Annotated in this window: 20 protein-coding genes; 6 read left to right on the top strand and 14 right to left on the bottom strand. The window is 61.6% G+C overall.

The window, feature by feature from the left end; translation table 11 throughout:
* The first annotated feature begins 211 nt into the window (after positions 1 to 211).
* Entirely contained in the window at positions 212 to 1,489 is a 1,278-nt protein-coding gene (locus FHX05_RS06250; RefSeq protein WP_112399233.1) for an L-fuconate dehydratase, read from the top strand.
* Positions 1,490 to 1,562: 73 nt separating this feature from the next.
* Here FHX05_RS06250 and FHX05_RS06245 read toward each other — a convergent pair whose 3' ends face one another.
* The 3 genes from FHX05_RS06245 to ggt all read right to left on the bottom strand — a co-directional run bounded on the left by FHX05_RS06245 (position 1,563) and on the right by ggt (position 6,796).
* A complete protein-coding gene (locus FHX05_RS06245) occupies positions 1,563 to 3,116 on the bottom strand; it encodes a VOC family protein (RefSeq protein WP_183870979.1) in 1,554 nt (517 codons plus the stop codon).
* A 127-nt stretch (positions 3,117 to 3,243) separates the two neighbouring features.
* Positions 3,244 to 4,698, bottom strand: a complete 1,455-nt coding sequence (locus tag FHX05_RS06240; protein WP_183870978.1) for an MFS transporter — start codon at positions 4,696 to 4,698, stop codon at positions 3,244 to 3,246.
* A 355-nt stretch (positions 4,699 to 5,053) separates the two neighbouring features.
* The gene (gene ggt / locus FHX05_RS06235) at positions 5,054 to 6,796 is read right to left on the bottom strand and encodes a gamma-glutamyltransferase (RefSeq protein WP_183870977.1); all 1,743 of its coding nucleotides are present in this window, start codon (positions 6,794 to 6,796) and stop codon (positions 5,054 to 5,056) included.
* 275 nt (positions 6,797 to 7,071) lie between these two features.
* Between ggt and FHX05_RS06230 the strand changes: the two genes are divergently transcribed.
* Positions 7,072 to 7,254, top strand: a complete 183-nt coding sequence (locus FHX05_RS06230) for a hypothetical protein (RefSeq protein WP_112334997.1) — start codon at positions 7,072 to 7,074, stop codon at positions 7,252 to 7,254.
* An 18-nt stretch (positions 7,255 to 7,272) separates the two neighbouring features.
* Here the strand turns inward: FHX05_RS06230 and FHX05_RS06225 are convergent, their stop codons facing one another.
* Entirely contained in the window at positions 7,273 to 8,538 is a 1,266-nt protein-coding gene (locus FHX05_RS06225; RefSeq protein ID WP_183870976.1) for a glycerate kinase, read from the bottom strand.
* 211 nt (positions 8,539 to 8,749) lie between these two features.
* On the opposite strand from FHX05_RS06225, the gene FHX05_RS06220 reads away from it, so the two are divergent.
* The gene (locus tag FHX05_RS06220; RefSeq protein ID WP_112334995.1) at positions 8,750 to 9,178 is read left to right on the top strand and encodes an OsmC family protein; all 429 of its coding nucleotides are present in this window, start codon (positions 8,750 to 8,752) and stop codon (positions 9,176 to 9,178) included.
* Positions 9,179 to 9,344: 166 nt separating this feature from the next.
* Here FHX05_RS06220 and FHX05_RS06215 read toward each other — a convergent pair whose 3' ends face one another.
* The 3 genes from FHX05_RS06215 to FHX05_RS06205 form a co-directional block, all read right to left on the bottom strand.
* Positions 9,345 to 9,887: a hypothetical protein gene (locus FHX05_RS06215; protein WP_183870975.1), complete on the bottom strand. Its 543-nt coding sequence runs from the start codon at positions 9,885 to 9,887 to the stop codon at positions 9,345 to 9,347.
* Positions 9,888 to 9,910: 23 nt separating this feature from the next.
* On the bottom strand, positions 9,911 to 11,257 hold the full coding sequence (locus FHX05_RS06210; protein ID WP_183870974.1) for an LLM class flavin-dependent oxidoreductase: 1,347 nt from the start codon (positions 11,255 to 11,257) through the stop codon (positions 9,911 to 9,913).
* A 137-nt stretch (positions 11,258 to 11,394) separates the two neighbouring features.
* Positions 11,395 to 12,306: a LysR family transcriptional regulator gene (locus FHX05_RS06205; protein ID WP_183870973.1), complete on the bottom strand. Its 912-nt coding sequence runs from the start codon at positions 12,304 to 12,306 to the stop codon at positions 11,395 to 11,397.
* Positions 12,307 to 12,428: 122 nt separating this feature from the next.
* Between FHX05_RS06205 and FHX05_RS06200 the strand changes: the two genes are divergently transcribed.
* From FHX05_RS06200 to FHX05_RS06190, 3 genes are all read left to right on the top strand, one after another.
* Positions 12,429 to 13,169: an SDR family oxidoreductase gene (locus tag FHX05_RS06200; protein WP_183870972.1), complete on the top strand. Its 741-nt coding sequence runs from the start codon at positions 12,429 to 12,431 to the stop codon at positions 13,167 to 13,169.
* Positions 13,170 to 13,248: 79 nt separating this feature from the next.
* The gene (locus FHX05_RS06195) at positions 13,249 to 14,151 is read left to right on the top strand and encodes an SDR family oxidoreductase (protein WP_183870971.1); all 903 of its coding nucleotides are present in this window, start codon (positions 13,249 to 13,251) and stop codon (positions 14,149 to 14,151) included.
* A gap of 151 nt (positions 14,152 to 14,302) precedes the next feature.
* Positions 14,303 to 15,514 carry an adenylate/guanylate cyclase domain-containing protein gene (locus FHX05_RS06190; protein ID WP_112334990.1) on the top strand — a complete coding sequence of 404 codons (1,212 nt, stop codon included), beginning with the start codon at positions 14,303 to 14,305 and terminating at the stop codon, positions 15,512 to 15,514.
* Between the two features lie 20 nt (positions 15,515 to 15,534).
* On the opposite strand, the gene FHX05_RS06185 is transcribed toward FHX05_RS06190, so the two are convergent.
* The 7 genes from FHX05_RS06185 to FHX05_RS06155 form a co-directional block, all read right to left on the bottom strand.
* Entirely contained in the window at positions 15,535 to 17,502 is a 1,968-nt protein-coding gene (locus tag FHX05_RS06185) for a 3-hydroxyacyl-CoA dehydrogenase NAD-binding domain-containing protein (RefSeq protein WP_183870970.1), read from the bottom strand.
* A 17-nt stretch (positions 17,503 to 17,519) separates the two neighbouring features.
* Positions 17,520 to 17,915 carry a RidA family protein gene (locus FHX05_RS06180; protein ID WP_015340927.1) on the bottom strand — a complete coding sequence of 132 codons (396 nt, stop codon included), beginning with the start codon at positions 17,913 to 17,915 and terminating at the stop codon, positions 17,520 to 17,522.
* Complete coding sequence (locus FHX05_RS06175) at positions 17,893 to 18,324, bottom strand: thioesterase family protein (RefSeq protein WP_183870969.1); 432 nt, start codon at positions 18,322 to 18,324, stop codon at positions 17,893 to 17,895. Before FHX05_RS06175 ends, FHX05_RS06180 begins: the two co-directional genes overlap by 23 nt.
* 8 nt (positions 18,325 to 18,332) lie before the next feature.
* On the bottom strand, positions 18,333 to 19,520 hold the full coding sequence (locus FHX05_RS06170; protein WP_183710101.1) for an acyl-CoA dehydrogenase: 1,188 nt from the start codon (positions 19,518 to 19,520) through the stop codon (positions 18,333 to 18,335).
* A gap of 107 nt (positions 19,521 to 19,627) precedes the next feature.
* Positions 19,628 to 20,806 (bottom strand): acyl-CoA dehydrogenase family protein, encoded by a 1,179-nt coding sequence (locus FHX05_RS06165; protein WP_183870968.1) that lies wholly within the window; start codon positions 20,804 to 20,806, stop codon positions 19,628 to 19,630.
* Between the two features lie 4 nt (positions 20,807 to 20,810).
* Complete coding sequence (locus FHX05_RS06160; protein ID WP_183870967.1) at positions 20,811 to 21,662, bottom strand: enoyl-CoA hydratase family protein; 852 nt, start codon at positions 21,660 to 21,662, stop codon at positions 20,811 to 20,813.
* Between the two features lie 3 nt (positions 21,663 to 21,665).
* A complete protein-coding gene (locus tag FHX05_RS06155; protein WP_183870966.1) occupies positions 21,666 to 22,445 on the bottom strand; it encodes an SDR family NAD(P)-dependent oxidoreductase in 780 nt (259 codons plus the stop codon).
* Positions 22,446 to 22,449: the final 4 nt, after the last annotated feature.

Below are 22,449 nucleotides of genomic sequence, written 5' to 3'. Positions count from 1 at the left end.
AAAAAACTATTCACATAAGAAAATAAGGGCTCTCTGCAGAAACGACGGCAGGGTTAGGAGGAGAGGCGCTTTGAGGACACATCCGCCTATCCGCATCGAGAGGTGATTGCTGAAATTCGAATATGCAGCTCGCATAATGTGGCCCTCTGGGAGGAGTTCGACCTCGGGTTAGAGGTTGAGAGGTCGCGATGGATTTAGAAGGAGTTTTCCAATGACGCGCATCACCAATCTTCGCGTTTTCGATTTGCGCTTCCCGACATCGCAGAGCCTCGATGGTTCGGACGCGATGAATCCGGATCCGGATTATTCGGCAGCTTATGTCATCCTCGACACCGACAAGCCGGGCCTTGCCGGCCACGGCCTGACCTTCACCATCGGCCGCGGCAATGACATCTGCTGCATGGCAATCGAGGCGATGCGGCATCTGGTCGTCGGCACCGAACTTGCGACGGTTCTGGAAAACCCCGGCAAATACTGGCGGCATCTGACCAGCGACAGCCAGCTGCGCTGGATCGGCCCGGAGAAGGGGGCGATGCATCTGGCAACCGGCGCTGTCGTCAATGCCGTCTGGGATCTGCTCGCGAAGGAGGCCGGCAAGCCGGTCTGGCGGCTGGTTTCGGAGATGAATGCCGAACAGATCGCCGATATCGTCGACTATCGTTACCTGACCGATGTGCTGACCCGCGACGAGGCCGTTGCCATCCTGAAGAAGGCGGAAGCCGGCAAGGCCGCCCGAATCGCCACGCTCGAGCGCGAGGGCTACGCCTGCTACACGACATCAGCCGGCTGGCTCGGTTACGACGATGCCAAGCTGCGCCGCCTGTGCCAGGAGGCGATCGATGCCGGCTTCAACCATGTGAAGATGAAGGTCGGCCGTGATCTCGAAGACGATATTCGCCGTCTCACCATTGCCCGCGAGGTGATCGGCCCCGATCGTTACCTCATGATCGACGCCAACCAGGTCTGGGAAGTTAATCAGGCGATCGACTGGGTGAAGAAGCTCGCCTTCGCCAAGCCCTTCTTCATCGAAGAACCCACAAGCCCGGACGACGTTGCCGGACACCGCAAGATCCGTCAGGCCATCGGCCCGGTGAAGGTCGCGACCGGCGAGATGTGCCAGAACCGGATCATGTTCAAGCAGTTCATCGCCGAGGGCGCGATCGACATCGTGCAGATCGATTCCTGCCGCATGGGTGGCCTCAACGAAGTGCTGGCGGTGCTGCTGATCGCCGCCAAGTATGGGTTGCCGGTCTGGCCGCATGCCGGCGGCGTCGGTCTTTGCGAATATGTGCAGCATCTGTCGATGATCGACTATATCGCCGTATCCGGCACAAAGGATGGCCGCGTCATCGAATATGTCGATCACCTGCACGAGCATTTCATCGACCCCTGCATCATCCGCGACGCAGCCTATATGCCGCCGAGCCTTCCTGGCTTCTCGATCGAGATGAAACCGGAATCGATCGCGGAATATACGTTCAAGGGTTGAGCCCCAACTGTATTCGTCAACGCAAAAGCCCGCCAGATCGCGGGCTTTTGTCTTTCTGCTCAAGAGGTCGGTTTCAGGCGGACTTGTTGAGCCACTCTTGAATGACCGGCACATCGGCATCGTCAAACTCATGACCGGCGGGAACCGTTGCAAGTTCGACCTTTGCGCCGCCATCGCGCAGGCGTTCGGCCAATGGCTGAGCGTATGGGCCATAAAGATCCTTCTCCCCCGCGACCACCAGCACATTGGCATCCGACATATCAGCCACCGGCGGATTTTCGAGCACGGCCATCGAGCGCAGCAGCACGGCGCGGCGGATGAGATGCGGGTGCAGCGACAGCATGGTGTTCAGCAGGTTGGCGCCGTTCGAATAGCCGATATAGACGATGCGATCTGGATCGAGGCCATAGGCATGGATCGCGCCGTCGATGAAGGCAGCAAAGACTTCGGCCTCGCTGACGATATCCGCCTGATCGAAGGACATCGGCCCATTGCGGCGAAACCAGCGCGGCGCTCCTTCTTCCAGCGCACGGCCACGCACGCTGAGCAAGGTCGCATTGGGATCGATCTCGTGACCAAGCGGCAGCATCGTCGTTTCGTTGGCGCCGGAACCGTGCAGCAGAATCAGGACATTGCCGTTCGGCTCATCGGGCGTGAAGAAACGATGGATGAAGGGCAGGTCGCGATAGATGACGCGCGGCTCTCCGGGCATGGAGAACTGCGGCAGGATCACGTTCAGCTCGGCCAAAAGCTTGGGACTGTCGCCGGGAGCGAAGAGGCGCGTGCCAAGCGTCGTTTCGTCCTCGTCGATCAACATGCCAGGCGCATCCGTGGCGAGTTCGAACAGGATCTGGCCAGGTTCGCGGACATAGAGCGAGCGGAAATATTTGCGGTCATGCATCGTCGTCGGCCCGGAATCGATCGCCTGCAGGGCGGTGTGGACCGACTGCAATTCCGCATCGTCGGCGGCGCGAAAGGCGACATGATCGACCGTACCCGTACCCGGGGCGCTCGCCCAGAAGCCGCGAGCATCGCGGATGTCGAGGATATCGCCAGGCTCCGAGACGAGTCGGCTGATCGCCCCGCTGGTAGTAAGCGGCCGGTAGTCGAAATGGTCGACCAAAATGGCCTGCGTCTCCTCGGGCGTTTCGCTGAATAGCGTCGCGCCGCGGATACGGCGGATCGCGTGCTCCTGCGGAATGGTGTCGATTGCCCATGGAGCCGCCGCCTGTAGCGTGTTTGTTCCCACTAGTTTGACGATGACGCCATCCGGGTCCTTCAACCTCAGGACCGGCTCACCGAATTCCTCCGATGGGCCTTCCGGTTTGAGGCCGGCACTCAGGGCACGCGTCAGCCAGAAACCGATGCTGGCGGGATCGATGGCGAGAGAGATTTCGCCGATCTGCCCGACGCCGGCGCGGCCGGGCGAACCATCCTCCCAGACAAGGAAAGTAATCAGCGAGCCGGGCGAGCCCTTGGCGTCGCCATAGAGGAGATGAAGCTGGGTGGCGTCTTCAAAGCCGCCGGTGCGCTTGACTAGGCGCAGGCCGAGGAAGCCGACGTAGAAATCGACATTCGCCTGGACCTTGCGGGTGATCAGCGTGATGTGATGGATGCCGGCGACCATGGGATGCTCCAGATTGTTATTCGTTCTGGTCGCTATTTAGGTCGCCGCCACTGTTCAATGCAATGCACCGCCCGTGGAGGCACTGTTCACAAAAGACGCTATTGCCGCAGTTGGCGAGAGGCGAGCATCAGTGCTCGGCGAGGCTGTCTTCCGGTGATTTGCGGCGGTGGCCGCTGATTTCCGAACCGGCTGTGCGCGAGAAGCTGGCGTTCCAGATGACAGCGAGAAGCGCAATGGCCGTGACGACGATGAAGGCGACGGAGAAGTCGACCATCTCCGGCTTGGCGTGACCAAGGAACTGTGTCGAGCCATGCAGCGCCAAGGCGGCGACGCAGATGCCGAGAGACAGCATCAGTTGCTGGAAGGTCGAGTAGAAACTCGTCGCAATGCTCATGCGGTCGCGCTCGATCTCGTCATAGGCAATCGTGTTGTAGGCCGTGAACTGGAACGACATGAAGAAGCCGCAGAAGAACAGGATCACGAAGATGACAGGCAGTGGCCAATCCGGCTTGAAGATGGCGCACATGCCATAGCCGAGCGTGCCGATGAGGCCGAAGATGATAAGGGCGGTGCGGAAGCCGAGCGTGCGCAGGATGCGAACCTGAAAAGGCTTCATCGCCATGGAGCCGAGAGCGGTCGCAATGGCGATCTGGCCGGCAGCGGCGGCCGAAAGACCAAAGCCGAGCTGCAGCATCAGCGGGATCAGGAAGGGATGGGCGCCCTGGCTGATGCGCGTCAGCGAACCGGCGATGACCGAGGTGCGGAATGTCGGCACCTTCATCAAGGAGAAATCCATGATCGGCGAGGGATGCTTGCGGGCATGGCGCAGATAGGCGATGCCGAAGAGCAGGCCGATAGAGATGAGGAAGACCGCGAGATAGCCTTCGCCCTCGCGGCTCGACATTTCGAAGCCGAAAAGCAGCGATCCCAGCGAAATGCCCGAGAGGATGAAGCCCGAGAGATCGAAACGGCCGGTGCGCGGGCCTTTCACCTCCTCTATGAACATCGTCACCAGGATGAAGCCGATAATGCCGATCGGCACGTTGATGTAGAAGATCCAGCGCCAGTCGAGATAGGTCACGAACAAGCCGCCGACCGGCGGGCCGAGAATGGGGCCGACGAGCGCCGGGATCAGCAGCCAGGACATGGCGTTGACCATATCCTTGCGGGCGACGCTGCGCATCAGCACGAGGCGACCGACGGGCAGCATCATCGCGCCGCCGAGACCCTGAAGGAGGCGCGCGATCACGAGGAAGAACAGGTTCGGCGCTTGCGCGCAGAGAAGCGAGCCAACAACGAAAACCGCGATAGCGGAGCGGAAGACTGTGCGCGATCCGAAGCGATCGGCGATGGCGCCGCTGGCGGGAATGAAGATCGCCAGGCTGAGGAGATAGGATGTCAGCGAGATACTCATAGCCGGCGCGCTGACGCCGAAGTCTCTCGCCATGGTCGGAAGAGCTGTTGCGAGCACGGTCGCGTCGAGCTGTTCCATGAACATCGCGCTTGCTACTATAAGCGCTACTACACGAAAATTCGGTGCGGCCCGCCGGGTGGGGGCGGCCTGAAATATCTGATCCGACATTGTCGGGGATCGCTCTCGATGGTGCGGTGGGGTCGTAAGACAGAACCGCAAGTCTGGTCATGGCGCGAAGGCCTATTTGAACGGCGGTTTGTATACTCCTGCTTGCACGCGATTGCTATATCAGAAATCGCAAATCCCATTCATGGGATGAAAAAAATGACGCACATGCAGGGGCAAACGGCATCAAATGAACGTGAGGTGAATGAATAGGCGCGATATCGCGCCGAAATGCTCACGCTTGGTTTTTTCGCGTAAGATAATGTGCTCGTTTGGTCGGATGCCATAGGCAAAAAGACCGGTGCCAATTGGTGGTGGCACCGGTCCGAGTCGTCGTTTTCGGCAGGCGCCGAGGTGATCAGTAGCCTTCGGCAAGCCCTGAGCCGGCGCGGCTGTCCACGGCGCCGTTGTAGCGGGCACCACCGCCCTTGGCGATGTCGCTAAGGCTCTTGCCGCCGACAAGGATGCCGGCTGCCTGGCCCCAGATCGGCCAGCTATTGTCCACCTGAACCGTGTAGCCCATGCCGGTCAGAAGCTTGACCGTATCGGGCGAAAGCGCACGCGGCTCGATGTAGACCTTATCCGGCAGCCATTGGTGATGGATGCGCGGAGCATCGATCGCCTCCTGAATGTTCATGCCGAAATCGATGACGTTGATGATCGCTTCCAGCGTGATGGTGATGATGCGCGAGCCGCCGGGGCTGCCGATCACCATGAAGGGCTTGCCGTCCTTGGTGACGATCGTCGGGCTCATGGAGGAGAGCGGCGTCTTCTTTGGCTGAATGGCATTGGCCTCGCCCTGCACGAGGCCGTAAAGGTTGGGCACGCCGGGCTTGGAGGTGAAATCATCCATCTCGTTGTTCAAGAGGATGCCAGTGCCGGGTGCAACGACGCCGGCACCGAAGGAGCCGTTCAGCGTGTAGGTGACGGCGACGGCATTGCCGTCATTGTCGATGATCGAATAATGCGTTGTTTCGTGGCTTTCGCCGAGGCCCTTGGGCATCAGATCCTTGGAGATGCCAGCCTTATAGGGCGAGATGCCGTCGCGGATCTTCTGGGCATAGGCCTTATCGAGCAGCTTGCTGACGGGGTTGTCGACGAAGTCGGGATCGCCGAGCGCCGAATTGCGGTCGACATAGGCGTAGCGCATGGCTTCGACCATGTAGTGGACCGTGTCGGCCGAGGCGTAGCCGGTATAGGAGAGCGGATAGCCTTCCAGCACGTTGAGGATTTCGCAGATGATGACGCCGCCGGAGGAGGGCGGCGGCGAGGAGATGATCTCATAGCCGCGGTAATTGCACTTCACGGGCTCGAGCTCGCGGACTTTGTATTGTTCGAAATCCTGGTTTGCGAGAATGCCGCCCTTGTCCTGGCTTGCCTTGACGATGGCGTTGGCGACCGGCCCCTTGTAGAAGCCATCCGGTCCCTGATCGGAAATGCCGGATAGGGCATTGGCGAGATCCGGCTGCATCAGCTTGTCGCCTGTCGCGAAGGGTTTTCCATCCGCCTTGGTGAAGATCGCCGCGGTGGCCGGATCGCGCGAAAGCCATGCCTTGCCCCCGTTCAGTTCGGCAGCATCGGCCTGGTTCAGCGTGAAGCCTTCCTTGGCATAACGAATGGCCGGCGCGATCAGATCCTGGCGGGACTTGGTGCCGTATTTCTCGCGGGCCGTCTCGAAGCCCATGACTGAGCCCGGAACGCCGACGGCGAGATAGCCGTCCGTGCTGGCGCCTTTGACGATATTGCCCTTGTCGTCGAGATACATGCCTTTGGTCGCCGCCAGGGGCGCGCGCTCGCGGAAGTCGAGGAAGGTCGTCTTGCCGTCGCGCATGCGGATGGTCATGAAGCCGCCGCCGCCGATATTACCGGCTGTGGGGTAAACGACGGCCAGCGCATAGCCGACCGCAACGGCGGCATCGACGGCATTGCCGCCATTCTTCAGCACTTCGACGCCGACATCGGTGGCGAGATGTTGAGCCGTGACCACCATGCCATGCTCCGCCTCGACCGGTGGCGGCGCGGCAGCTCTGGCGGTGACGGAAAAGAGAGCAAATGTGACCAGGGTTACCGACGAAATCGCCCGCTGGCGGAAGTGGCGCATGATGAATATGCCTCCCATTGTTATCTTGATGGAAAATCGCCAACGAATGACATGGCGTCGCGCGCGAAAATGGCGATATCCGCTGTCACAATTTTTTAATGGAGCGATCCCATCGCGGCCGGAAGCCGGCGCACTATGTCTTCCATGCACTACTATGGATAATTTCGGTCCTCCTGCCGCGCGGAAAATCGCTTCGCACTTGCAATATTTCTTTTATTAGTTGAATCTATTTTAGATTGTTGCTTGTCGAGGCGAGTATTGCGTGGAGGGTAATCATGGCCGTGACGAAGCTCGAGCAATGGAAGAGCGAGCGCAGGATCAAGACCAGGCCATTCATCGTTGGCGAAAGGACGCATGTCGTGGAAATCGAATGCGACCATTGCAGCCGACGTTTTCTTCGATGGGCATCGACGGCAGCCGCCTACTGGCGCTGTGACGATTGCACCGCAATTATTTAAGCTTACCCGTTCCGGGGGTTACGCGATCAGGATGGCGCGGAAGTCGTTGACGTTCGTTCCCGTAGGGCCGGGGACGAAGAGATCGCCGAGCGCGTTGAAGGCCGTCCAGGCATCATTGTTTGCCAGCATCTCGGCCGGCACCATTCCAACCTTGCGCAAACGCGCCACCGTACCCGCATCGGCAAAAGCACCGGCATTGTCCTCGCTGCCGTCGATGCCATCCGTGTCGGCGGCCATGGCGTGAATGCCGGCATGGCCGTCGAGATCGATGGCCAGCGACAGCAGGAACTCCGAGTTTCGCCCGCCCTTGCCCTTGCCTTTCAAGGTCACCGTGGTTTCGCCGCCTGACAGTAGCACGATCGGCTTGGCGAAGGGCCGGTTGCGATGAAGCACCTCGCGGGCAATCGCGGCGTGGACACGCGCAGCTTCGCGGGCCTCGCCCTCGACGGCGTCGGAGAGGATGGCCGCTTCGATGCCGGCGGAACGCGCCACCTCAGCAGCAGCTTCCAGCGAGACACCGGCAGAGGCGATGACATGCACTTCATTGCCGGCAAAACGAGGATCGTCCGGGCGGGGCGCATCCGCTTCAATTTTCTCCATATGGGCGAGAACGGCCGGCGGCAGTACGATGCGGTAGAGGCGGATGAGATCGAGCGCTTCGGCGCGCGTGCCGAGGCCGGGTACGGTCGGGCCGGAGGCCACGAGAGCTGGATCGTCGCCGGGAATGTCCGAGACGACGAGCGAGACGACCTTGGCGGGATGGGCTGCGGCAGCCAGCCGGCCACCCTTGACGGTCGACAGATGCTTGCGAATGACATTCATCGCCGAGATCGGCGCGCCGGAGGCGAGCAGCGCCTTGTTGACCGCGATTTCGTCCGCAAGGCCCAGGCCGTCCGCTGGCGAGGGAAGCAGCGCCGAGCCGCCGCCTGATATCAGTGCGATCACCAGATCGTCCTCCGTCAGGCCCTCGACAAGTTTCAGAAGCCGACGGGAAGCGACGAGGCCTGCTTCGTCCGGCACGGGATGGGCGGCTTCGATGATCTCGATCCGGCGGCAGGGGGCGGAAAAACCGTATCGCGTCACGACAAGGCCTTGCAGTGGGCCATCCCAGCATTGCTCCAGCGCGGCCGCCATTTGGGCAGATCCTTTACCGGCGCCGATAACGATCGTGCGGCCCTTCGGTTTGGCCGGCAGATGCGTGCGAATGCCGGTCAACGGATCTGCTGCACGAACCGCGGCATCGAACAGCGAGGTCAGGAAGGCGCGGGGATCGGTAACGGTCATATCGAACTGCCTGTTTTCTAGAGCGTTTGTACGCAATTCCGGACGGAAAACCACTACGCATTTTTCCTGAAATTGCTTCTCAGAGCGTGTAACCATTTGGTGGCTTAACTGGCTGGAAGACGCAAGGGCCACGAACTGCAATTGTGTCCTGCGCGATGAATCCCTATGTAGAGGGAAAGGGTTTCCCGCTTTTGTTTCAAGGATTTTCGACATGGCCGAACTGAAAGTGAAGACGAGGCAGACGGGCGCGACCGCTACGGTCGGCCGCACCGGCTTTCCGCATGTGACGTCCGTGACGGGGGGCGAAATCGACATCGTCACTTCACCATCGCAGCCGGGTTTCAATCCGCTCGACCTGCTCTATTCGTCGCTCTCGGCCTGCCTAGTCTTGAGCGCCCGCATGGCAGCCAGCAGCCTCGGCGTGCTCGACAAGCTCACGGAAGTGACTGCTGTCGTGACAGGGGAAAAGGCGGCGGAGGGCCTTTCTCGCGTCGAGAAATTCAACATCGCCTTCACCATCAAGGGCGATTTCAGTGATGAGGTGCGTAATGCGATCGCGCATGCGGCCGAAGATGAAATCTGCACCGTGAGCAACACGATCCGCGGCAATCCGCAGTTTTCGACAACGATTTCGGGGTAGGATGCAAGCCCCTAATCCGCCCTGTCGGGCACCTTCTCCCAGTTTTGACGGGCAGAAGGGGAAACCGGCACCGGCTGCCCATCCCTAACGATTTGCTTAGGCGAGGATACAGAGGTCGTCCCCTCTCCCCGCTCGCGGGGAGAGGGCTAGGGTGAGGGGCACTTCACTACTTCGAGGGAAACTCAAATCCTTCAAGATAAGGTCCAAGCTCCGGATCGATATCCACCTTCACGGCATTGTTGTATATCGCTGTTGCAATCGTGATGCCGGCGAAGGCGACCAGGTTAGCAAGCGTCGGCTCGTCATAGCGGGCTTTTAGCCGCGCCCAGACGTCTTCAGGAATCGCGTTGGAATCCCTGACGATCGCCCTGCCGAATTCGATCAGCAGCGCCTCGTCGTCTGTCGGCACGATCGTTTCCGGCGTCAGGCCGACATTCATCAGCGCGCGCCGGAAGAAACCGACCGGGATGATCGAGCGGCATTCGATCGCGATGGCGTGGCAAAGCAGCCAGACGGCGCGATCGTCAAGCGCCGGGCGCAGTTCTTCGCGCAGGGGAAACCATTCCGCATAGATGCGATGCGCGACCGGCGAGTGGAGCAATGTCCGCTTCATGTTGGTCATGCGGCCGCGCAGTTGCACTTCGCGGTCATGCTCGGTGCGCACGGCCTCGGAAGCGGTCTCATAGTCTATCGGCGTGATATGGCTCATGTCAGTCTCTTGTCGCGGCTCTGTTACTGCGCTGCCGCAGCCGGTTTCGTGAAGAAGCGGTTTTCCGGGCGCGGCAGGCCGAGGTGTTCGCGCAAGGTCGTGCCTTCGTAATCGCGGCGGAAGATGCCGCGGCGCTGCAGCTCTGGAACGACGCGGGTCGTCACGTCAAGCAGGCCTTGCGGCAGGAAGGGGAAGACGACGTTGAAGCCGTCAGAGCCTTCTTCGTGCAGCCACTGCTCCATCTCGTCAGCGATGCTCTGAGGTGTGCCGACAAAGGCGAGGCCGGCATAGCCGCCGAGGCGCTGGGCAAGCTGGCGCACGGTGAGCTTTTCGGCTTCGGCAAGCGCGATGACGCGCTCGCGGCCGCTCTTGCTGGCATTGGTCTCCGGAATCTCCGGTAGCGGGCCATCGGGATCAAACTTGGAAGCGTCATGCCCCAACGCGATCGACAGGGATGCGATGGCGCTATCGTAATGGACGAGGCTATCGAGCTTAGCCCGCTTGGCCTTTGCTTCCTCGATCGTGTCGCCCACAACGATGAAGGCGGCGGGCAGGATCTTCAGATGATCCGGATTGCGGCCGATCGCCTTCATCCGCCCTTTGATATCGGCGAAGATCGCCTTGCCGTCCGCCAGGTTGCGCGGCGCGGCGAAGACCGCCTCGGCCGTTTCTGCGGCAAGCTGGCGGCCGGCATCCGATTGCCCGGCTTGGACGATGACGGGCCAGCCCTGCGGCGGTCGGGCGATGTTGAGGGGGCCACGAACGCTCAGTTCCGCGCCCTTGTGCCCGAGCACGTGCATTCGGTCTGGATCGAAGAAGATGCCGCTTTCGGCGTCGTGAAGGAAAGCATCGTCGGCGAAGCTGTCCCAGAGGCCGGTGACGACATCATAGAATTCGCGGGCGCGATGATAGCGCTCGCCATGTTCCATATGCTCTTCGAGGCCGAAATTAAGCGCGGCATCGGGATTGGACGTGGTGACGATATTCCAGCCGGCGCGGCCGCCGCTGATGTGATCGAGCGACGCGAAGCGGCGGGCGATGTGATAGGGCAGGTCGAAGGTGGTCGACGCCGTGGCGACGAGGCCGATCCGGTCGGTGACGGCGGCCAGCGCCGAAAGCAGGGTGAAGGGCTCGAAGGAGGTGACAGTCTGGCTGCGCTTCAGGGCCTCGATCGGCATGTTGAGGACCGCGAGGTGATCGGCCATGAAGAAGGCATCGAACTTCGCCTTTTCCAGTTCCTGCGCGAAGCTCTTGATATGCTGGAAATTGAAGTTGGCGTCCGGATAGGCGCCGGGATAACGCCAGGCACCGGTATGCAAGCTGACGGGACGCATGAAGGCCCCGAGCTTCAATTGCTTCTGTTCGGTCATCGGCTCTCTCTCGAAAATCGTCGGGCTATCATGAAGTAGCGACGGCATTGCCCGTAGAGTAATGCACTACGACGTAGGCGTGCCGGCCGCGCATTCAAAGAGCCGATTTCATTTATTTGATCGCTTTCGCGGAATATTCATCCGGCCGGGCTTTCAGCCACGTTCTGTCCGGCAAAAACCTTCACAAGCCAATCTATGAAGACGCGGATCCGCGGCGAAAGCTGGCGGCTGCGCGGATAGAGCATCGAGACGGGCGTTCGAGTCGGTGGATAGTCCTCAAGGACATGCAGCAGCTCGCCCGATCGTAAGGCTTCCTCTGCGTGGTAGCGCGGGACCTGGATCAGGCCGAGACCGAGCTTGGCCGCCGCGTAGTAACTCTCGGCCGCATTGACCGAGATTGTGGCCGGCAGGGTAATTTCGCGCACGGCGCCATCGATCTGGAATTCCAGTGGTAGCAATCCGCCTGTTGCGGAAGAGCGGAAGCCGATCATCCGATGCCCGTCGAGCTTCTCCGGATGGGCGGGCATGCCGAACCGTTCGACATAGGCGGGCGCTGCAAGCGTCACCTCTTCCAGCATCGCGACGCGGCGGCCGATCATGTCGCTATCCTGCAGCGCGCCGACGCGCAGCACGCAGTCGATCCCCTCGCGGATGAGATCGACGAACCGGTCGCCCTCGGTGATCTGCAGTTCGATATCGGGATAGGTTTCGAGGAAGGAAGGCAAGTTCGGCAGGACGAAATGCCGCGCCAGCGTTCCGTGCACGTCGACGCGCAGGACGCCCTTTGGCTTGGCGCCGGCAAAAGCGCCTTCGGCATCCTCGATATCGGAGAGGATACGCAGGCAGCGCTGATAATAGGCTTCGCCGTCGAGCGTCGGGCTGACATGGCGCGTCGTGCGCTGCAGCAGGCGCACGCCGAGACGCGCCTCGACCTGTTTGATCGCGTCCGTCACCGTCGAGCGGGGCAGGCCGGTGTCTTCGGCAGCCAGCGTGAAGCTGCGCCGTTCCACGACCCGGCAAAACACCCGCATGGCATCGAATCTGTCCATATTATTTGTTCGCTGATTTCGGATAGTGATGCCGATTAATGGTCGATTATCCGCCTCATGAAAAGAGGCATCTTCTCCTCATCGAAACGCGCTACGGCGCAAAGCAACGAAGGATGAGGAAAATGAGCAGCAATTCCAAAAAGGTAGCAATCGTCACCGGCGCATCGCGCGGCATCGGTGCCGCGATTGCGGAGCGTTTGGCCGAAGACGGCCTCACTGTTGTCATCAACTATTCCGGCAGCGAAGCAGCCGCCGAAGAACTCGCTCGCAAGATCGAGGAAAAGGGCGGCAAGGCGCTGACCGCCAAAGCCGATGTTTCTGATGCCGAGGCTGTGCGCCGCATGTTCGATGCGGCGGAAACTGCCTTCGGCGGTGTCGATGTCCTCGTCAACAATGCCGGCATCATGCAACTGGCCAAGATCGCCGATGCCGACGACGCGCATTTCGACCGCCATATCGCCATCAACCTCAAGGGCACGTTCAATTCGCTGCGCGAAGCCGGCAGGCGCCTGCGTGACGGCGGGCGTATCGTCAATTTCTCGACCAGCATCGTCGGCCTCAAGCTGGAAACCTACGGCGTCTATGCCGCGACGAAGGCGGCGGTCGAGCTTCTGACCGGCATCATGGCGAAGGAGCTGCGCGGGCGCTCGATAACGGTCAATGCCGTCGCACCCGGCCCGACGGCCACCGATCTCTTTTTGAACGGCAAGAGCGACGAGCTCATCGACCGCATGGCCAAGATGAACCCGCTGGAGCGCTTGGGCACGCCGCAGGATATCGCCGCCGCCGTTTCCTTCCTCGTCGGCCCGGACGGCGGCTGGATCAACGGCCAGACGCTACGCGCCAATGGCGGCATGATCTGAGCCAACTTGGCGGCAGGGCAATTCCTGCCGCTCTCCAATTCATCGTCAACAACAGCCAATCCTCTGAAGGAACAGGATCATGAGCAAGCAAGTCATCGTAATCACTGGCGCATCGAGCGGCTTCGGGGCTCTGACGGCACGCGCTCTCGCCAAGGCAGGCCATACGGTCTATGCCGGCATCCGCGAAACCAAGGGGCGCAATGCGGCGCAGGTCGAGGCAGCAGCGGCTTTCGCCAAGGAGAACGGCGTCGATCTTAGAACCGTCGAACTCGATGTCGCATCGGACGCGTCGGTGGAAGCCGGCATTGCCGCCGTCATCGCCGAGCAGGGCCGCATCGACACCATCATCCACAATGCCGGCCATATGTCCTTCGGTCCGGCAGAAGCCTTCACGCCCGAACAGTTCGCCGAACTCTACGACATCAACGTGCTTAGCACCCAGCGCGTCAATCGGGCCGTGCTGCCTCACATGCGCAAAGAAGGGAAGGGGCTGGTCGTTTGGGTTTCCTCGTCGAGCACGCGGGGCGGCACGCCGCCGTACCTCTCGCCTTATTTCGCAGCGAAGGCGGCCATGGATTCGCTTGCCGTTTCCTATGCGTCGGAGCTGACACGCTGGGGCATCGAGACCGCCATCATCGTGCCGGGTGCCTTTACGAAAGGCACCAACCATTTTGCCCATTCCGGCTCGCCGGCCGACAAGGCTCGTGCCGCCGAATACGACAATGGTCCCTATGCAGGTGTTCCCGATCAGGCACTAAAGGGGCTCGCCTCGCTGGAGCCGGCCGACGCAGATGCAGCCTCGGTTGCGACCGCGGTCGTCGATGTGATCGACATGCCGTTTGGAACACGCCCGTTCCGCACCCATATAGACCCCTCGGAAGATGGTGCGGAAATCGTCAATGGCGTTGCCGATCGGGTGAGGGCAGAACTCTTCCGGCGCATCGGCTTGGAGGATTTGCTGAGGCCTGTCGTCAAGAGCTGAGACCGCATTGCCATCCCAGCGTCAAATCGCCGCTTCTGTGCCACAGGAGCGGCGATGACTGACGTGCATCGAAACTATTTTGTGCAGGACGGCATTCCAAGCCTTAGAGTTTCGTACTAAAGCGAATCCTTCAGAGGGTCGGGAGATATCCATGGACGCGAAGGACATTGGCGAAATTGCCAGCTGGCTCATGCAGGCCGGCCTCAAGGGAATGACGGAAGTCGATATCCTCTCGGGTTTCTGCGAGCAGTGCCGTCAGCATGGTCTCAACATCGATCGGGCCATGGCGCTAATGGATACTCTGCATCCGGTCTATGAAGGGCGCGCCTTCCGCTGGGACGGCAATCAGATCATCGAGCGCGAGTTCGAATATGGCCCGACGCAACAGGGGATCGCCTCTGAAAACTGGCAGCGTTCCGCCTTCTATCACATGCTGACGACGGGCGGAGACGAGGTGCGCCGGCGCATCGGCTTCGGCGACCCGACCGATTTCTACGGGCTCGATACGCTACTGGCCGACGGCCACACCGACTATATCGCCATGATCCACCGTTTCGAAGAGGGCGGCACGATCGGTGAGATGGATTGCTTCTATTCCAACTTTGCCACCGCGCATGAGGTCGGCTTTCCGGAGGAAGATTTGCGCGTGCTTCGCAAGCTGACGCCCGCGCTGGCTTTGGCGATCAAATGTACCGGCATGAGCCGAATCGCCCGCACCATTGCCGAAGTCTATCTCGGCGAGGATGCCGCCCGGCATGTGCTTGAGGGCAAGATTACCCGCGGCAAGACCGAGCGGATTTCGGCGGCACTCTGGTTTTCCGATCTCGCCAACTACACGCGCATTTCCGATACGGCCGAGCCGGATGAAATCATCCCGATGCTGAATGCCTATGCCGACGCGGTCATCTCCTCGATCCATGAGGCGGGCGGCAATGTGCTGAAGCTGATCGGCGATGGCACGCTGGCGATCTTCAAGGCTCGTAATTCCGCCGATGCCTGCGCCGCCGCCCTGATGGCGGAATCGCTGCTGCGCCAGCGGCTGCGCGACCTCAACTCGCAGCGGCAGATCGAGGGCCGGCCGGTGACGGACGTCTATCTCGGCCTGCATATCGGCGATGTCTTCTACGGGAATATCGGCAGCATGGACCGGCTGGATTTCACGGTGATCGGGCCGGCCGTCAACGAGGTCAGTCGCATCGCTTCGATGTGCCGATCGGCCGACCGCAATGTCCTGATGTCGTCGAATTTCGTCGAGGCGCTGTCAGGCCAGCAGAGCAACGATCTCGTTTCCGTCGGCCGCTATGCGCTGCGTGGCGTCAACCGGCCGCAGGAATTGTTCACGCTGCTCTCTTCGGCGGCCTGACCCGTCTGCGGTGACTGCTTTCAGCGACGGCCGGCCGCAAACATCGGGCCGCCCTTGCTGGCCGGAAAGCCATAGCCATTGATCATGACGAGATCGATATCGCTGGCGCGCGCGGCAACGCCTTCCAAAAGCAACGCCTCGCCTTCGTCAACCATGGCTTTCAGCAGGCGGCTGACGATCTCTTCTGGGGTGAAGCTCTTCGGCACAATGGCTTTTTCGGTGCGCGCGGCTTCGATCATGGCCGTTACCTCAGGATCAACAGTCCGTTTGCCATCGCGGTAGGCATACCAGCCGCGGCCCGTCTTCTGGCCGAAGCGTCCCGCTTCGCAGAGCCGGTCGGCGATGACGACGTAGCGCTCTAAGGGATCGCGTGTCGCGGCCTGCCGCTTGCGGCGCGCCCAGGCGATTTCCAAACCCGCCATGTCGAACACGGCAAAAGGCCCCATCGGAAAGCCGTAGGCCTCCAGTGCTGCGTCGATTTCCTGCGGCGAAGCGCCATCCTCGACCATGTATTCTGCTTCGCGGCGATAGGCGGAAAAGATGCGGTTGCCGATGAAGCCTTCGGTGACGCCCGACACCACAGGCAACTTGCTGAGCCGTTTTGCCAGGGCAATGGCTGTCGCCAGCACATCCGGCGCCGTCTGCTTGCAATTCACCACCTCCAGGAGCCGCATGATATTGGCGGGCGAGAAGAAGTGTAGTCCGACAATCCGCTCTGGCCGTTGTGTTGCGGCAGCGATCACGTCGGGGTCGAGATAGCTCGTATTGGTGGCAAGAATCGCGTCGGCGCGAACGATCGTATCGAGGCGCTGGAACAGCTCGGTCTTGACTGTGAGATCGTCGAAGACAGCTTCGATGACGAGATCGGCCTGCACCAGCTGCTGCATGTCGGCGGTGACGGTCAGCCGGCCCAGGCTATCTTCTCGCCCCGCAGCATCGAGGCGGCCGGACTGCACGGCCTTGTCGAGGAGGCCGGTGATGCGCTCGCGTCCCTTTTCCGCGACCTCGGCACTCTGCTCGACGCCGATGACCCGGTAGCCGCCATTGAGGGCGGAGACGGCAATGCCCGATCCCATCAGGCCAGTGCCGATGATGCCGATGGTTTCGATCTTGCGCGGAGCGACTGTCTCCAGCCCCTCGACTTTGCCGGCGGCTCGCTCGGCGAAGAAGACATGACGCAGGGCTGCGGCCTCTTCGCTGTCGCGGAGGGCAATAAATGTGCGGCGTTCCTCGGCCAGTCCTTCTGATAAAGAGACGGTCTCCGTCAGGCGCAAAAGCCGGACGGCCTCGGAAGGCGCACACTGGCCGCGCGCCTTGCGCAATGCGTCCGATGCCGCCTTGTCGATCGCATCTGCAGCTTCTGGAGGAACTGTCAGCGATCCCGTGCGGCGCAACGATGCGGCGTTGGTCATCTTGGCGTCGGCCATAGCTTCGGCGATCAGTTCGCCCTTGGTCACGCCATCGATGATGCCGAGCTTCAACGCTTCTGCGGCGGAGACCACACGGCCATTGGCGATCATATCGATGGCGGCGGCGATGCCTGTCAGACGCGGCAGGCGCTGCGTGCCGCCGGCGCCGGGTACGATGCCGAGTTTAACTTCGGGAAGGCCGAGCTTCGCGGTCAGGGCGGCAAGGCGACGATGGCAGGCGAGCGCCACTTCCAGCCCGCCGCCCAGCGCAACACCGTTGATCGCGGCGACAACGGGTTTCGGAGAGGATTCGATGCGGGAGATGACATCAGGTAGATGCGGCTCGACCGGCGGTTTGCCGAATTCCTTGATGTCGGCGCCGCCGATGAAATTGTTGCCCGCTCCGGTCAGTACGACGCCGGCGACTGTGTCATCTTTCTCGGCACGATCCAAAGCGGCCATCAGGCCGGCCCGGACATCAGCTGATAATGCGTTGACCGGTGCATTGTCGATGGTGACGACGAGGATCCCGTCGGCTAGCGCAGCCGAGATGGTGTCCGAAAAGCGCAATGCCGACATAATCTTAATCGCCTCTACTATTCCGGGATGACGGCCGTTGCCTGGATCTCGATTTTCGCACGATCTTCGACGAGGGCGACGACCTGCACGGCGGCCATGGCCGGGAAGTGCCGGCCGATGATTTCGCGGTAAGCCTGGCCGAGACCCTTCAGATTGCCGAGATATTCCTGCTTGTCGGTGAAATACCAGGTCATCGATGTGATGTGCTTCGGCTCGGCGCCACCCTCGGCAAGGATGGCGACGACATTCTTCAGCGTCTGGCGCACCTGCTCGACGAAATCGTCGCTTTCGAATTCGCAGGCGGCATTCCAGCCGACCTGGCCGCCGACGAACACCATGCGGCCCGTCGCCGCCATGCCATTGGCATAGCCGATCGGCTTGGCCCAGCCCTCAGGTTGCAGGATGGTGTGCATCGGTCGTCTCCAGATGAGAGGTCAGTGCGGCGCGGAGATCATCCGGCCATTCAATGGATCTATGCGTATCGAGCGAGGTGGCGACGACGCGGTGCCTGGCCGTCCACAGCACATGGCCGTTCGCCGAGACCTGATGTTCGAGATCGAGCGAGGAGCGGCCGACACCATGGACGGCAAGGACGAATTCGAGATCGTCACCCTGCAGGCCCGGCTTGATGAAGGTCAGATCGAGGCGCACGGTGGGAACACCGATGCGGCGGTCGTCGATCAGCTTTCGCCAGGAAAAGCCGATCGAGGCGAAATAGTCCTCCAGCACCCCGACGAGGATGTTCAGGTACGAGGGGAAATAGGCGATCCCGGAGGGATCGCAATCTCCGAAGCGCAGGGGTCTGGTGGTTCCAAATGCCACGGCCGGCCTCAGTTCGAAAAGGCGGCGATGCCGGTGATGGCGCGGCCGAGGATGAGGGCGTGGATGTCGTGCGTGCCCTCATAGGTGTTGACCACTTCGAGGTTGACGAGATGGCGGGCGATGCCGAATTCGTCCGAGATACCGTTGCCGCCGAGCATGTCGCGGGCGGCGCGGGCGATATCAAGCGCCTTGCCGCAGCTATTGCGCTTGAGGATGGAGGTGAGTTCGACCGGCGGATGGCCTTCTTCCTTCATGCGGCCGAGGCGCAGGCAGCCCTGCAGGCCGAGCGTGATCTCGGTCACCATGTCGGCAAGCTTCTTCTGGATCAGCTGGTTGGCGGCAAGCGGACGGCCGAACTGCTTGCGGTCGAGCACATATTGCCGCGCCTTGGCATAGCAATCCTCGGCAGCACCGAGCGCACCCCAGGCAATGCCGAAGCGAGCGGAGTTGAGGCAGGTAAACGGACCCTTCAAGCCGGAAACGTTCGGCAGCAGGTTTTCTTCCGGCACGAAAACATTCTCCATGACCACTTCGCCCGTTATGGACGCGCGCAGGCCAACCTTGCCGTGGATGGCCGGCGCCGACAGGCCCTTCCAGCCCTTTTCGAGGATGAAGCCGCGGATGAGGCCATCCTCGGTCTTGGCCCAGACGACGAAGACATCGGCGATCGGCGCGTTCGAAATCCAGGTCTTGGCGCCGGTGAGGCTGTAGCCGCCATCGACCTTCTTTGCACGTGTGACCATCGAGCCGGGATCGGAGCCGTGGTTCGGTTCGGTGAGGCCAAAGCAGCCGATCCATTCGCCGGTTGCAAGCTTCGGCAGATATTTCTGCTTCTGCGCTTCCGACCCGAAGGTTTCGATCGGCACCATGACCAAGGAAGACTGAACACTCATCATCGAGCGATAGCCGCTATCGACACGCTCGACTTCGCGGGCGATGAGACCATAGGCAACGTAGCTCAGGCCAGCGCCGCCATATTCCGGCGAGATTGTCGAGCCGAGCAGGCCGAGCTCACCCATTTCGCGGAAGATCGCCGGATCGGTTTTTTCGTGGCGGAAGGCTTCCAGCACGCGGGGCGCGAGCTTTTCCTGCGCGTAGGAATGCGCGGTATCCAACACCATGCGTTCGTCGTCGCTCAGCTGCTCCGTCAGCCGGAACGGGTCGGCCCAGTCGAAAATCTCGCGGCTCATGTGCATATCTCCCATTGGAGCGGTTCAGTTTTACAGAGCGACTGAACCGCTCAATTTGTTTGTTCTACGCAATTCCGGACGGAAAACCGTTTCACACTTTTCCTGGAATTGCTCTATGCCTTCAAAAGTTCGCGCGCGACGATGAGTTTCTGAACTTCCGTCGCACCTTCATAGATGCGAAGCGCGCGGATCTCCCGATAGAGTTTTTCCGTTATCTCGCCCGATTTCACGCCGCGCCCGCCAAAGAGCTGAACGGCGCGGTCGATGACGCTCTGCGCGGTTTCCGTCGCCGTCATCTTCGCCATGGCCGCCTCGCGCGTCGTCGGCAACCGCTGCACGTCGCGGCGCCAAGCCGCCCGATAGGTGAGCAATGCCGCAGCGTCGATGCCGGTCGCCATATCGCCGAGGGCGGCCTGCGTCAACTGAAGGTCGGCAAGAGTGGCACCGAACATCGGGCGCGACCGCGCGTGGGCAAGCGATTCATCGAGCGCGCGGCGGGCAAAGCCGAGGCCGGCAGCCGCCACCGAGGCGCGGAAAATATCGAGCGTGCGCATGGCGATCTTGAAGCCTTCGCCCGGTGCGCCGAGGCGGCGCGAAGCAGGAATGCGGCAATTGTCGAAACGGATCGACGCCAGCGGATGCGGCGCGATCACCTCGATGCGTTCGGCAATCGAGAAGCCGGGATCGTCGGCAAAGACGATGAAGGCCGAGATGCCGCGTGTTCCAGGCGCTTCGCCGGTGCGCGCGAAGACGGTGTAGACGTCGGCTATGCCGCCATTGGAAATCCAGGTCTTCTCGCCGTCGAGAACATAGTGGTCACCATCGGAACGGGCAGCGCAGCTCATGGCGGCCACATCGGAGCCGGCGCCCTTTTCCGATAGCGCGAAGGCGGCGAGCCAGTCACCCGAGCGCACCTTGGGCAACACGGCGGCCCGCAATTCGGGCGAGCCAGAGAGGCCGATGGCGCCGGTGCCGAGCCCCTGCATGGCAAAGGCGAAATCGGCAAGGCCGTCATGCCAGGCCAGCGTTTCGCGGGCGAGGCAGACCATGCGGGAATCGATCAGCGGTTCGCTATCGGACGAACCGGTTGCGGCAGTCAGGAGCCCGGCTGCGCCCAGCGCCTTGACCAACTTGCGGCATGCGCCATCGACATCGGCGTGATCGATGGAAGCCATGACGCTGGACTTTGCGAAGGCATCGACCTCGGCGGCAAACCGGTGGTGGCGATCTTCGAAGAAGGGCCAATCCAGATGATCGCGTGTCGGGCCGGGGAGGCTGCTTGCCGTGGACATCCTCTTAATCCCCCTGAAATTCCGGCCGGCGCTTAGCGGCGAAAGCCTCGAAGGCGCGGCGGAAATCCTGCGTCGCCATGCAGATCGCCTGCGCCTGCGCCTCGGATTCGATCATTTCGTCGATGCCCATCGCCCATTCCTGGTTCAGCATGGTCTTGGTCATGCCATGAGCGAACCAGGGCCCGTCGGCGAGCGAACGGGCGAGCTTAACCGCTTCGCTCTCGAGGTCGGCGCTCGCGTGCAGTCCGTTATAGAAGCCCCAGGCCTGTCCTTCCGCTGCCGTCATCGAGCGGCCGGTAAGGAGAAGCTCGGCGGCACGGCCCTGGCCGATGATGCGGGGCAGGATGCCGCAAGCGCCCATATCGGCGCCGGCCAGGCCGACGCGGGTGAAGAGGAAGGCCGTCTTGGCTTCGGGCGTTGCGAGCCTCAGATCGGAAGCCATGGCGAGGATGGCGCCAGCGCCGGCGCAGATGCCATCGACTGCCGAGATGATCGGCTGCGGGCACTTGCGCATTGCCTTGACGAGATCGCCCGTCATGCGCGTAAAGGCCAGAAGCTCGGGCATTGCCATGCGCGTCAGCGGCTCGATGATCTCGAAGACATCACCGCCGGAGGAGAAATTGCCGCCGGCGCCGGTCAGCACGATGGCGCGGATATCCGATGCATAGGCGAGATCGCGGAAGAGATCGCGCAGCTCGGCATAGCTGTCGAAGGTCAGCGGATTCTTACGTTCCGGGCGGTTGAGGCGGATGGTGGCGACGCGGCCATCTTCACTGACATCCCAGAGGAAGTGCTCAGGCTTGTAATCCTTGAAGGGCTTCAAATGCCCCTTCATCGTCATGTCCCGATCGTTCATCCCTCAAATCTCCCCACCGGCAACCGCAATTGCCTGTCCATTGATCGATGCCGCGGCCGGCGAGGCCAGCCATAGCACGGTATCGGCGACCTCTTCCGGCTTGACGAGGCGCCCCTGCGGATTGGATTTCGTGAATTCGGCAAGCGCCTGTTCGGCCGTGCGCCCGGTCTTGGCGACGATCGTCTCTATCGAGCGCTGGATGATCGGCGTATCGGTGAAGCCGGGGCAGACGGCGTTGACGGTGATACCGGTTTTCGCCAGTTCCAGCGCCAGCGAGCGGGTGAGGCCGACGACGCCATGCTTGGCGGCCACGTAAGCCGAGACGTAAGCGTAACCCTTCAGGCCGGCCGTCGAGGCGATGTTGATGATGCGTGCGCCGTGGCCACGAGCCTTTAGGTCGGGAAGGGCAGCCTGCGTCACCACGAAAAAGCCCGTGAGGTCGACCGACAGGACATGGTTCCATGCCTCGAGGCTCGTTTTCTCGAAAGGCGCGCTCGGCGCTTCCCCGGCATTGTTGACGAGGATATCGACCGGGCCGAACTTTTCACGCACCTTGGCAAGGCCCTGGGCAACGGCGTCGGGGCTGGTGACATCGAAGCCATCGACGACAAAAGCGTGCACGCCAACCTCGGCGGCAACCGCTTCCAGCGGCTCGCGGCGGCGACCGGCGAGACTGACGCGCGCACCCTCGGCGGCAAGCGCCTTGGCGATCGCGGCACCTATGCCGCTGCCGGCCCCGGTGACGAGAGCGTGACGGCCGCTGAGTTTGCCCGAAGTCGTCATATCT

The organism is Rhizobium sp. BK491 (assembly GCF_014194925.1).
Taxonomy (GTDB): domain Bacteria; phylum Pseudomonadota; class Alphaproteobacteria; order Rhizobiales; family Rhizobiaceae; genus Rhizobium.
This window is presented reverse-complemented; position numbering and strand designations above follow the sequence as displayed.

What these genes read in the sequence shown, in the direction of transcription:
- FHX05_RS06250 (WP_112399233.1), top strand. Translation starts at nt 212, where the DNA reads ATGACGCGCATCACCAATCTTCGCGTTTTCGATTTGCGCTTCCCGACA.
- FHX05_RS06245 (WP_183870979.1), bottom strand. Translation starts at nt 3,116, where the DNA reads ATGGTCGCCGGCATCCATCACATCACGCTGATCACCCGCAAGGTCCAG.
- FHX05_RS06240 (WP_183870978.1), bottom strand. Translation starts at nt 4,698, where the DNA reads ATGTCGGATCAGATATTTCAGGCCGCCCCCACCCGGCGGGCCGCACCG.
- ggt (WP_183870977.1), bottom strand. Translation starts at nt 6,796, where the DNA reads ATGCGCCACTTCCGCCAGCGGGCGATTTCGTCGGTAACCCTGGTCACA.
- FHX05_RS06230 (WP_112334997.1), top strand. Translation starts at nt 7,072, where the DNA reads ATGGCCGTGACGAAGCTCGAGCAATGGAAGAGCGAGCGCAGGATCAAG.
- FHX05_RS06225 (WP_183870976.1), bottom strand. Translation starts at nt 8,538, where the DNA reads ATGACCGTTACCGATCCCCGCGCCTTCCTGACCTCGCTGTTCGATGCC.
- FHX05_RS06220 (WP_112334995.1), top strand. Translation starts at nt 8,750, where the DNA reads ATGGCCGAACTGAAAGTGAAGACGAGGCAGACGGGCGCGACCGCTACG.
- FHX05_RS06215 (WP_183870975.1), bottom strand. Translation starts at nt 9,887, where the DNA reads ATGAGCCATATCACGCCGATAGACTATGAGACCGCTTCCGAGGCCGTG.
- FHX05_RS06210 (WP_183870974.1), bottom strand. Translation starts at nt 11,257, where the DNA reads ATGACCGAACAGAAGCAATTGAAGCTCGGGGCCTTCATGCGTCCCGTC.
- FHX05_RS06205 (WP_183870973.1), bottom strand. Translation starts at nt 12,306, where the DNA reads ATGGACAGATTCGATGCCATGCGGGTGTTTTGCCGGGTCGTGGAACGG.
- FHX05_RS06200 (WP_183870972.1), top strand. Translation starts at nt 12,429, where the DNA reads ATGAGCAGCAATTCCAAAAAGGTAGCAATCGTCACCGGCGCATCGCGC.
- FHX05_RS06195 (WP_183870971.1), top strand. Translation starts at nt 13,249, where the DNA reads ATGAGCAAGCAAGTCATCGTAATCACTGGCGCATCGAGCGGCTTCGGG.
- FHX05_RS06190 (WP_112334990.1), top strand. Translation starts at nt 14,303, where the DNA reads ATGGACGCGAAGGACATTGGCGAAATTGCCAGCTGGCTCATGCAGGCC.
- FHX05_RS06185 (WP_183870970.1), bottom strand. Translation starts at nt 17,502, where the DNA reads ATGTCGGCATTGCGCTTTTCGGACACCATCTCGGCTGCGCTAGCCGAC.
- FHX05_RS06180 (WP_015340927.1), bottom strand. Translation starts at nt 17,915, where the DNA reads ATGCACACCATCCTGCAACCTGAGGGCTGGGCCAAGCCGATCGGCTAT.
- FHX05_RS06170 (WP_183710101.1), bottom strand. Translation starts at nt 19,520, where the DNA reads ATGCACATGAGCCGCGAGATTTTCGACTGGGCCGACCCGTTCCGGCTG.
- FHX05_RS06165 (WP_183870968.1), bottom strand. Translation starts at nt 20,806, where the DNA reads ATGTCCACGGCAAGCAGCCTCCCCGGCCCGACACGCGATCATCTGGAT.
- FHX05_RS06160 (WP_183870967.1), bottom strand. Translation starts at nt 21,662, where the DNA reads ATGAACGATCGGGACATGACGATGAAGGGGCATTTGAAGCCCTTCAAG.
- FHX05_RS06155 (WP_183870966.1), bottom strand. Translation starts at nt 22,445, where the DNA reads ATGACGACTTCGGGCAAACTCAGCGGCCGTCACGCTCTCGTCACCGGG.